The sequence below is a fragment of the Faecalicoccus pleomorphus DSM 20574 genome, assembly GCF_000420345.1.
Lineage (GTDB): Bacteria > Bacillota_I > Bacilli_A > Erysipelotrichales > Erysipelotrichaceae > Faecalicoccus > Faecalicoccus pleomorphus.
The window spans coordinates 69,133-79,825 of the sequence record NZ_ATUT01000007.1; the positions used below are offsets into that span (position 1 = coordinate 69,133).

Annotated in this window: 10 protein-coding genes and 1 riboswitch; of the genes, 3 read left to right on the top strand and 7 right to left on the bottom strand. The window is 38.7% G+C overall.

Annotated features, from left to right (window positions below; genetic code table 11):
* Positions 1-35: 35 nt before the first annotated feature.
* From def to G413_RS0104735, 4 genes are read right to left on the bottom strand one after another with little or no spacing between them, the layout of a single operon-like run.
* Positions 36-587 (bottom strand): peptide deformylase, encoded by a 552-nt coding sequence (gene def / locus G413_RS0104720; protein WP_022789781.1) that lies wholly within the window; start codon positions 585-587, stop codon positions 36-38.
* A 47-nt stretch (positions 588-634) separates the two neighbouring features.
* A complete protein-coding gene (locus tag G413_RS0104725; protein ID WP_022789782.1) occupies positions 635-1,588 on the bottom strand; it encodes an L-lactate dehydrogenase in 954 nt (317 codons plus the stop codon).
* 51 nt (positions 1,589-1,639) lie between these two features.
* Positions 1,640-1,933: a hypothetical protein gene (locus G413_RS10980; protein WP_022789783.1), complete on the bottom strand. Its 294-nt coding sequence runs from the start codon at positions 1,931-1,933 to the stop codon at positions 1,640-1,642.
* A 40-nt stretch (positions 1,934-1,973) separates the two neighbouring features.
* Positions 1,974-2,456 (bottom strand): GNAT family N-acetyltransferase, encoded by a 483-nt coding sequence (locus G413_RS0104735; RefSeq protein WP_022789784.1) that lies wholly within the window; start codon positions 2,454-2,456, stop codon positions 1,974-1,976.
* Between the two features lie 114 nt (positions 2,457-2,570).
* Positions 2,571-2,671, top strand: a riboswitch (TPP riboswitch).
* A gap of 35 nt (positions 2,672-2,706) precedes the next feature.
* Between G413_RS0104735 and G413_RS0104740 the strand changes: the two genes are divergently transcribed.
* On the top strand, positions 2,707-3,225 hold the full coding sequence (locus tag G413_RS0104740; protein ID WP_022789785.1) for an energy-coupled thiamine transporter ThiT: 519 nt from the start codon (positions 2,707-2,709) through the stop codon (positions 3,223-3,225).
* 49 nt (positions 3,226-3,274) lie between these two features.
* Here G413_RS0104740 and G413_RS11755 read toward each other — a convergent pair whose 3' ends face one another.
* Both G413_RS11755 and G413_RS0104750 read right to left on the bottom strand, forming a co-directional pair.
* Positions 3,275-5,587, bottom strand: coding sequence for a coiled-coil domain-containing protein (locus tag G413_RS11755; RefSeq protein WP_022789786.1), 2,313 nt, complete (start codon positions 5,585-5,587; stop codon positions 3,275-3,277).
* On the bottom strand, positions 5,580-7,667 hold the full coding sequence (locus tag G413_RS0104750) for an efflux RND transporter permease subunit (protein WP_022789787.1): 2,088 nt from the start codon (positions 7,665-7,667) through the stop codon (positions 5,580-5,582). Before G413_RS0104750 ends, G413_RS11755 begins: the two co-directional genes overlap by 8 nt.
* A 149-nt stretch (positions 7,668-7,816) precedes the next feature.
* Here G413_RS0104750 and G413_RS0104755 point away from each other — a divergent pair, with 149 nt between their 5' ends.
* Positions 7,817-8,419, top strand: coding sequence for a TetR/AcrR family transcriptional regulator (locus tag G413_RS0104755; RefSeq protein ID WP_015536342.1), 603 nt, complete (start codon positions 7,817-7,819; stop codon positions 8,417-8,419).
* 195 nt (positions 8,420-8,614) lie between these two features.
* Here G413_RS0104755 and G413_RS0104760 read toward each other — a convergent pair whose 3' ends face one another.
* Positions 8,615-10,276: a diphosphate--fructose-6-phosphate 1-phosphotransferase gene (locus G413_RS0104760; protein WP_022789788.1), complete on the bottom strand. Its 1,662-nt coding sequence runs from the start codon at positions 10,274-10,276 to the stop codon at positions 8,615-8,617.
* 196 nt (positions 10,277-10,472) lie between these two features.
* Here G413_RS0104760 and G413_RS12295 point away from each other — a divergent pair.
* A partial coding sequence (locus tag G413_RS12295) for a transposase-like zinc-binding domain-containing protein (RefSeq protein ID WP_027969055.1) occupies positions 10,473-10,693 on the top strand: 221 nt, incomplete at its 3' end.

Consider the following 10,693-nt stretch of genomic DNA (forward strand, 5'->3'; position numbering starts at 1 on the left):
AACCCCTATACCTTAACAATTAAAAAAGCAGAGTATTAGATAACTTCTGCTTCTGGATCTTCTTTCCATGGATCGTTTTCATCAATGCGATCATAGAATAAAATACCGGATAGATGATCAATTTCATGTTGAAGGGCTATCGCAAAATAACCTTCTGCACTGATTGTTACATTTTTATCCTGAATCAGATCATAGCCACGTACTTTGATGCGGGCGTGACGGAACACATGTCCAGGATGCTCATCTTTTACCGATAAACAGCCTTCGCCATTTTCCAGATATCCGTTTTGTACCGATTCGGAAACGATTCTCGGATTGGCTAATGCAGCTTCCTGTACACCATCTTCTTCCGGCACAACGACCGCAATCAACTGCTTAGGGATACCCAGCTGGATCGCCGCAATCCCTACAGCCGGCTGTAATCCCTCTGCCTGCGCAATCTCATCATCCTGAGAATGACGAACATAGGTCAGCATATCTTCCAATAACTGACGATCCTGCGCCGATAATGGCAGTTCTACTTTCTCACTTTTTGTACGAATTCTTGGATCACTGTCTAATATAATGGTTTCACTATTAATTTTCATGAAACTATTCTAATCCATTTCGGTCTGTTTCGCAAATAATTTAAACTCTACACCTGTAAATCTGTATAAATAGACTTCAAAAGTGTAGCCGATTCCAACAAGGCTTTCTTTTCCTTTTCATCCAGACGAATTTCAACCGTTTCCTTAGCGCCGGAACCATTTAAAATGGTCGGTACCGATAAATACACATTCTCAATACCATAAATGCCATTGACCAAAACACTGACTGGTAAAATTCGGTTTTCATTAAATAAGATGGATTTTACGATAGCTGTCGTAGAAGCGGCAATTCCATAGCACGTATTTCCTTTACGGCTGAAAATTTCCCAACCAGCCTGTTTGGTCTGTTCCAATAAACTCTCTTCTGTCTCATTTTGGGTACGCTCCACATTATCGCTCAATACATCCGATAACAGCTTTCCACCGATCGTAGATGAAGACCAGGCAACCATCTCACTATCACCATGTTCGCCCAAAATATAGGCATGTACGCTTTTTGAATCCAGATCATACATCGAAGCCAGGCTGCAGCAAAGCCTTGCCGTATCTAAAGCGGTGCCGCTTCCAATGACCTGACTGGCAGGAAGTCCTGAAAATTTCCATACCAGATACGTCATGATATCGACCGGATTGGACACAACAATAAAAATTCCATTGAAGCCGCTTTCCATCACAGATGAAACAATATCTTTCATAATATGAATGCTTGGCTGCAACATTTCTAAACGATCATTCGAATCTTTTGGCATTGGTGCACTAGCCGTAATGATGACAATATCCGCATCTTTACAATCGACATAGTCTCCGGCTCGAACCACCATGTTTCGATTCATAAAATGAATTGCCTGCTGCATATCCAGGGTCTCTCCCACAGCTTTTTCTTTATTGACATCCATCAACACAATTTCTTCGCAAAGCCCTTGATTGATAATACTATATGCCGTAGTCGCTCCTACATTTCCAACGCCTATAACAACAACTTTTGATTTTTGAAATTTCATATTGAACCTCTTTTCTGTATTTTGTATTGTAACATTCTTTCATTACTATATCTATTTATAGGCTTTATACCCTTTATTTCCATGGTATAAAAAAAGATTTATCAGGACAACACACAGTACATAGATAAACAATATCGGCTGCATCGTTGGCACTACATCTTCCAAGGCCAACCAATCCTGGTAACGGATCCATTCTGCAATCTGAATATAGATGGATAATAGATTCAAGATGACAGATAAAAGCGAAAGAACTAACAACAGTACAGACCCTTTCCTTTTTGAAACTCTATGCCCTATATGAGCTATTGTAAATACTAAGCTGAATGCTGTACATAAAAGCCACATATATTCTCCTTTTTATTTGTCTTGAATCACATCGATGTTCTCATTCTTCTGCCATGGATTTTAGTGTAGAACCACTGATCCGATACACCGTCCAATCCGACATAGGCTGTGCTCCCAGGGAAAGGTAAAAGTCAATACTTGGCTGGTTCCAATCCAGGCACCACCACTCCAAACGTCCACATCCACGCTCTACCGCAATGTGAGCCAATTCTTTTAAGATGGCTTTTCCATACCCTTGATGACGATACTCTTCTTTGACATACAAATCCTCTAAATAAATTCCGGCTCTTCCTAAAAAAGTCGAAAAATTATGGAAAAACAAGGCAAAGCCGACTTCTTGGCCTTGATCTAATACAAAGATTACTTCTGCTTTTTGATGATCAAAGATCCATGTTTCTAAAGTTGTCTCATCAGCTACCACTTCATCCAACATACCCTCATACTCTGCCAATTCACGAATAAAGTTTAAGATGAGTGGTACATCCTCTCTTTGCGCTTTTCGAAACATCGGTTGTTGCGGCATACAGAAAGCCCCTTTATTTACTATTGTGATTATACCATAACAAAATACACAGCCAATATCCTAAAGCTTCAAACAAAATACTTTAAAATCAAATCTGTTTCGATTATAATATACAAGTCAAGACAGGGGCGCCTATTTAGGCTGAGATGTATTTATACGGTCCCTTATGACCTGATCTAGGTAATTCTAGCGTAGGGAGTCTTCAAAGCTTTTTTTGAATTCCTTACGCCTCAAATGGAGGTGTTTTTTTATGGGAAAGAATTTATCTGTCAGAGATGTTGTGTTGATGGCTTTTTATGTAGCCCTCTTTATGGTATTGGATACTTTTATTAATACCATGCCGATCCTGCAAATGCCTAATGGTGGAAGCTTAGGTGTATCCACACTGGCTTTGTTGATTGCTAGCTATCATTTAGGATGGCAAAAAGGATTATTTGTTGCGGTAGTTGCGGTATTTGCCCAATTTATCACCGGACCTATGTACACACCAACACTCATCGGATTCCTTTTGGATTATCTGCTTGCCTTTGCGGCCTATGGCTTAGCCAGCCTGTTTCCAAACTTTGGTTATTTCTATTCCGGTGTACTTGTAACAAATGCGATCCGCTTTATCTGTTCCACGATCAGCGGTGTTGTGGTTTGGGAAACACCACTTTGGGGATCCATCACATATCAGGCAACTTATATGATTCCAACCTTCATTCTGGGTATCGTTCTGGTTCCTTTGATGATGAAGCTTTTAGAACCTCATATGAAAAAACAGAAATAACAAAAAAATTGATCAGCTAGATACGATTTTGTACCTAGCTGATCTTTTTTTATTCATCTTTTGATTCGATATCCTTGGTTCGGAATACAAATCGAACAATGTTTTCCGAATTATCCGGTGTACCCGCAAATGATTTATGTTCCTTGTTCAATGCATCGATTTGATCAAACACAGTTTGTAGTGTGTTAAACTCCGATGTTGTCAAATCTGCCGTTTCTTTTAGTTTATTCATACCCTGCTCATTGAATTGACTTTGTCCATCATAAAGCTGCTTAGCTCCATTCTCTAATGTATCAAAAGCACTTTGTAGCTGTACAAGACCATCGCTCATCTCCATTAATTTTGATTTTTGTCCTTCCAACTGCGCTGTTCCTTCATTTAATAAGGAAGCACCACTGATCAATTCTTCATTTTTAGATACAATTTGTTGAGAACCGGCATTTAACTGATCAACAGCTGTCTTGGATTCACTTTGAAGCTGTTGAAGTCCTGATTCCAAGGCTACAGAACCCGTATGAAGCTGATCAGCGCCTTCTTTTAACTGACTGACTCCACCCTGCAGCTTTGTGATGAGTTGAACAAAATCTTGATCGCTCATATTCTGATGAACACCTGTCATGATTTGTTCTAAGGCAGCCATGGACTGAGCGGCTGTCTGCATAGATGTCTGCAGCTTTTGCATATCTGATTTTGTACCTTCCATGACCTTTGACAGGCCTTCCAAAGACTGCTTAGTCTGAGAAAGCAAGGTTTGTAGCTGCGCTTTTTGTACATCTAACGTTTCCAGTGTATAACCCTGAACATCAATACTTTGAACAACTTGTAATTGAGTTTGCAGACCGGTAATCTGTTCATCGATCTTAGAAGCGGCTCCTGTTGTATCCTCCTGTGGAATTGCAGATTTGCTGGTTTGTAAAGCTTGGATGGATGATTGCAATGCCTGCAACTGTGCCTCTTTTGCGCTTTCTAACTGGGCATTAAAACTTTGAATCTTACTTTGATCGTTTTCCACAGTTTGATTTACCGAAGCCACAAGAGCCTCAAATTGTGTCTGGAAAGTATCCAATCCAGTCATAGCCTGTTGAACTGTTTGTAAACTGTTCTCTAAAGAAGTCAAAGCTTCTTTAGAAGTAGAAAGCTGTGTTTGTAACGTAGTTAATTCTTGTTTGGTCGTATTCATCGCCTGTGTAAGCTTTGATAAAGTATTTTTATCCAGTCCATTCACCTGTTCTTCCAGTTGTGCCAGACCTTCCTGTAGCTTTTGTGACCCTTGTGATAAAGATGTACTTCCCTGTACGGTTTGCTGCATAGCGGCCGGTATAGCTGTTAACTTTTGATTTCCCTTGTCCAGCTGTGTTACTCCCTGTGTATATGCTTTGATTCCATCCAACAACAAACTGGAGCCTGTATGTAATTGTGTTGATGCATCGGCCAACTGTTGGATCTGTGGTGTAGCACTCGTTAAAGGTTTAGCACCTTCCTTTAATTCTGTCGTACCTTCATACAACTGTTTAGAACCATCTAACAACTGATCAGAAACCGATACCAGCTGATCGATACCGCCTGTCAGATCTCCAATGGATAATTGACCAGCCAATTCATCTAAAGAGATTTCATTGGTCATGGCGATCATGATCGATCCTAAATCAAAATCCTTTACATCGGTTTCAATCACTGTATCATCACTGATATGTAACTGATCGATGATCTTATTTAATCCAGCTTCCTGTAAAGTATCAGCCAATCCCGGTACATTCGCAAAGGCCAGCACTTCATTTGTACCATCATTCACGATTTTTCCATTGGAACAAGATACATTCTCATAATGATCTGCATTCAGAGTCAAAAGACCTCCGGCTAAAAAGCTGGGATGTACGGTAATGGCTTTTCCATCCGCATAGACCGTTTTTGATTCAAGATTTTCAAAGTGAATTGTCAATTTCAAATGTCCGCTTTGTCCGGCTACTTCTTTTGCGCTCAATTGGTGTCCATCCAACTCGTATGTAATTTTTACTTCAATGGGAAGCTGCTTTGTTGTCTTACCCTGATAGTAAATATCGTTATGCTTGCTGTTCCAAGTATAGACATTGCCATCCACTTCGGGCTCCTCATCAGTTTTGACATTTTCTACATCGGTTTCATCCAGCGTCTCCTTGATGTTATGGATGCTGTCATCATCGTGCAGCCAGCTGGATACGATCGTATCCGAGATCGATCCATCGGCATTTAAAACCGCATAGACAGTTTCTGTTTTCTGTGTCGGATTTTCATCCTCTAATGCATAAACATGAAGCGGAAGCATGGATTGTGCCAATACGGCACTTAAGATCACACTGCCCATTACCTTAATATTTTTATTCATACTGATCCTCCTTAGCTATCGGCCATTTTTTCGTTGTTTTTTCAATAAGCTTATGTCCTAATAAAAGCATGCTAGGCAAGATGAAGATAATACTGATGACAGAAATGATGGCCCCTCTTGCCAAAAGCTCACAAAGGCTGGAAATTAAATCCATACGAGATATCAAAGACACTCCAATACAAGCCGCAAAGAAGGAGCAGCCACTGGTAATGATCGAAGGAGATGTCTTTTGAATCGCAACTCGTATGGCCTCTTTTCCGCTCTTATTTAAACTGAGTTCTTCTCTAAATCGCGTTGTCATCAAGATCGCATAATCCACACAGGCTCCTAACTGAATCGTACCGATCACAATGCCGGCAATAAATGGCAATGTCGTATGTGTCAGATAAGGAATACCCATGTTGATCGTGATTGCCAATTCAATTGCCAGCACTAAGATAAACGGCAACGCAATCGATTTAAACGTAATCAAGATGATCACAAAAATTGCCAAAATCGATAATACATTTACGACCTTAAAATCTTCGTTGGTCGTGGTAATCAAATCCTTTGACAACATGCCCTCACCGGTGATCAGCGCTTTTTTGTCATATTGACTCAAAACTTCATGAATCTTGTCCAACTGCTTATTTTCTTCATCCGTAGCCGCATGATAATCACTGTTGGCAATCAACAGTTTATAGCCGCCATTTTCAAAAATATCTTTAATGGCTTCCGGCTCAAATGTGCCGGGAACCCCACCGCCGACAAAATTTTCATAGGCCAAGACATTTTCAATCCCCTCAATGTTTTCAATCTTTCCGGAAAGTTCCTGGATATCCTTTGTCGGTAATGTATCGCTGACCAAAATGAAGTGAGTCGTATTCATATTAAATTTATCTTTTAGTTCTTCCGTTCCCTTCATACTGGAAAGATCAGATGGCAATGTACTGGTCAGATCATAGTATTGCTTGACATTGGCCTGTGCAAAACCCATAGGAATAAAGATACAAATTCCGATCAACAGCAAAAACTTGGCATGTCGAACCACAAAACCAGGCACTTTTTTGAGTTCATGAATCAATGTTCTATGTGTGTATTTTTCAATTTGGCGATCAAAGATCATCAATAGACTAGGTAGAACAAAAATCGTACAAATGACTCCCAGCACAACCCCTTTAGCCATCACGATACCAATATCGCCACCCAGTCTTAGTTGCATGAAACAAAGCGATAAGAATCCGGCAATCGTTGTCACCGAACTGGATGTGATGGAAGTAAAAGTAGCCTGAATGGCCTTGACCATGGCCATGTCATTGGTCGTATTCTCTGCTTTTTTCTTTTCTTCCTGATAGCGATGTAAAAGGAAAATCGAATAATCCATTGTCACCGCTAATTGTAAGATCATCGCCAAAGCCTGTGTAATATAAGAAATCTTTCCTAAGAAGATGTTGGTTCCAAAGTTATAGATGATGGGAAAAGCCATACCCAACATAAAGATCAAAGGTGCTACGGAAGATTCAAGTCCTAAATACAGCACAACCAGACTTAACAAAACGGCAATCACAGCATATTTGACAGTCTCTGAATTAGCCAGATCCTTGGTATCCTGCGCAATAGCACTCATTCCCCCTAAATAACAATCCTTGTTCGATACTTCTTTGATCTTCGCAATCGCATCCATGGTTTTCTCCGAAGCTGTATCTTCTTCAAAGGTGACGATCATCAAAGTGGAATCTTTGGAATATAACTGTTTTTGAAGGGCTTCCGGTATCATTTCCTTAGGAAAGGTGATATCCAAAACATCATCTCGCCAGAATACTTTTTTGACCCCGTCGATCTTTTCAATCTTATCTTTTAAAGAAACAACCTCTTTATCCGAGAGATCATTGGTTACCATCATTCCTACACTGGCCAGATTAAAATCCTTATCCAGGACTTCCTGTCCCTTCATCGATTCCGCTTCTTTAGGCAGGTAGGAAAGAATATCATAATTGATTCCCGTATTTAAATAACCGATCACACTGGGAATCAAGAGCAGTACAGCAACAAGCAAAATCTTGTTTCTGTATCTGACAATAAACTTAGAAATTCTATCCATATTCTCTATCCTTTCTCAACATGGACAAAAGTATAGTACAAAAATGACTCTTAGTCAATTATTTAATATAATTTTTAATATAACCTTTATATTAAGAAATAAAAATTGACCAAACGTATATTTTTGTCTATACTATACGTGGTGATACTATGAAATCCAAAGTGCTGGAAAATAAGAGAAATAAGGAAACTGCGCTTTTAAACAGCGCTTTTGACCTGTTCACAAAAAAAGATATCCATTCCGTAACCGTTCAGGATATCGTAAAAAAAGCCAATGTAGCAAAAGGAACCTTTTATCTGTACTTTAAAGATAAATACCAGATTCGTGACGTACTTATTCAAAAAGAAGCGGCTCGTTTGTTTCAGGAAGCCAGAGAAAAACTGGAGAAAAATGATATTCAAAATTTTGAAGATGCGATCATTTTCATCATCAATCAGGTTTTGTTGAGCTTAGAAGATAATCCAGCTATTTTAAAATTTATTGAACGAAATCTATCCTGGGGCATCTTTCATGAGCAACTGCAGACAACCATGGATAATGAAGAAATCGGTATGCTTCAACAATTTACTTTATTAGCCAAAAAAAGTGGCTATACCTTTAAAAGACCGGATATTATCTTATTCATTATCATCGAAACTGTAGGCAGCACTTGTTACAACTCCATTCTGTATCAAAAACCGCTTCCTTTTCAGGAATACAAACCTTATTTATTCGAAGTCATTCGGGCCATACTCAAAAATTATAAAGACTAAACAGGTCCATGACGGTGATCTATCATGATCACTTTTTTAAACACGTTATTTTCTGCATATTCTACAAAAAAATCAAAGTTTCTGTAAACTTCACTACTGTTTTATCTTTACCAGACAAGATTTTAAACGAAATAAAAAGACTACACGGACATAGAATGCCATTGTAGTCTGTTTTTGTTTACAAACAAGTAAAACTTATTCACCTTGTTCTAAAGCTAAAGTTTTTGTGGTGATGTCACATACATCAGCCGGTCCATAATACTGGATAGCACCTGGATATACATAACATGTGTTTTCAGCCCATTCTTCACGATGTGCTTCAAAATATTTAAATGGTTTTCCTTCCAATTCAACCAGCGCTTTTTTGATAACTGGTTTGTCTTCTCCATGGCGTCTTTCGATGTTCATCATCTTAGTGATCGGCATACCTCCGGCAACCCATTCATTAGCTGGTTTTGACAAGTTGGAAATCTTAGATAAGTATCCCGTGTAACCATACTGAATTAGCATAAAGGCATTGTATCCTAATGAATAACAATAATCCGCATCAAAGTTAGATGGGAATGCACAACGTCCTTCATAACCAAAGAAGTGATGTAATGCATTGAATTTTCCTTTATAAGTACCAGCTTCTTTTCTTTCTGCCAATTTATCAGCTACTAAAGCAGAGAACAACTTTTCAGATTCAATCAAAGAAACCTGTACGTTTCCATGAGGGTCACGTTCTAAGAACAACTGCTGCTGAATGCCTTCCGGTAAAATTGCAAATACGTCCATCGATTCTTTTGTCAAACCATTTTCGATGAAAGCATATTTATCTTTCCATGTAGGTAAAGCATTAAATTCGTCAGCTTTGCTTCCGGCTAACAATTCATTAATTTCCGCAATCAATTTAGAGAATTCAGGTACAAATTCTACTACACCTTCCGGAATGATGGCAACACCAAAGTTCATACCTTTGGCAGCACGTTTTTCTACTGAATCAGCAATGTAATCGGCAATCTGTGATAAAGACATTTTCTTGGCAGAAACTTCTTCAGATACCAGACAGATATTAGGCTGTGTTTCCAAAGCACATTCCAAAGCTACATGAGAAGCAGAGCGTCCCATAACTTTAATGAAGTGCCAATATTTCTTAGCAGAATTGGCATCACGTTCGATATTTCCAATTAGTTCGCTATATGTCTTAGTGGCCGTATCAAAACCGAAAGAACATTCGATATCTTCATTTTTCAAGTCACCATCAATTGTTTTTGGACAACCGATAACCTGTACACCAGTGTTATTAGCTGCAAAATATTCGGCTAATACAGCTGCATTGGTGTTAGAGTCATCTCCACCGATGATTACGATAGCCGTAATACCATGTTTTTTACAGACTTCGGCAGCTACGGCAAACTGTTCCTGTGTTTCCAGTTTGGTACGTCCGGAACCGATAATATCAAATCCTCCGGTATTTCTGTATTCATCAATATATTCATCATCAAAGATCAAATAATCATCTTCGATCAATCCACTAGGACCATTCTTAAATCCATATAATTCATTTTCCGGATTTGTTGCCTTTAAAGCATCATACAATCCACAAATAACATTGTGTCCACCTGGAGCCTGACCTCCAGAAAGGATAACACCGACAACCTGTTTTTTAGCTTCCGATGTATTTTCACCTTTTTCAAAAGTGATTTCTTTTTTCCCATAAGTATTTGGGAACAATGCTTTAATCGTTTCCTGATCGGCAACGCTTTGTGTTTCTTCACCTTCCTTGACACAGATGGCTGAAATTCCATGTCTTAACATTCCAGGAAGTTTTGGCGAATATTCATATCTTGCCTTTTGTAATGATGAAATTTTCATACTAGATCTCCTTTTTTTCAACGTCTAAATTATAGAATATACATCAAGAAAAGTAAACTGTCACCGCATGGATTCTGGCTTTATTCGCTTTACAATTTTTATCATTTTTTACGCTAAATTCAACTAAAAAGTTGATGACCTAACATGAATAGCGTCAGATTCAGGGATATTCTTTGACATGTAAAGGAGATTCCCTATGATTAATGAAACATTCTTGAACCATCTAAAACCAGTAGAACTCGAATTCATTCAAGCCTTCATTTATAAACTGACAAGCGACAAAATAACTCTGGATACAACAAATTCAGAAAATATTGAATCTACTGTATCCCGTTGTCCGCACTGTGGATCTTTTCATTTTGTGAAAAATGGATTTAACAAAAAGCACAGGCAAAAGTATCTTTGCAGAGATTGCGG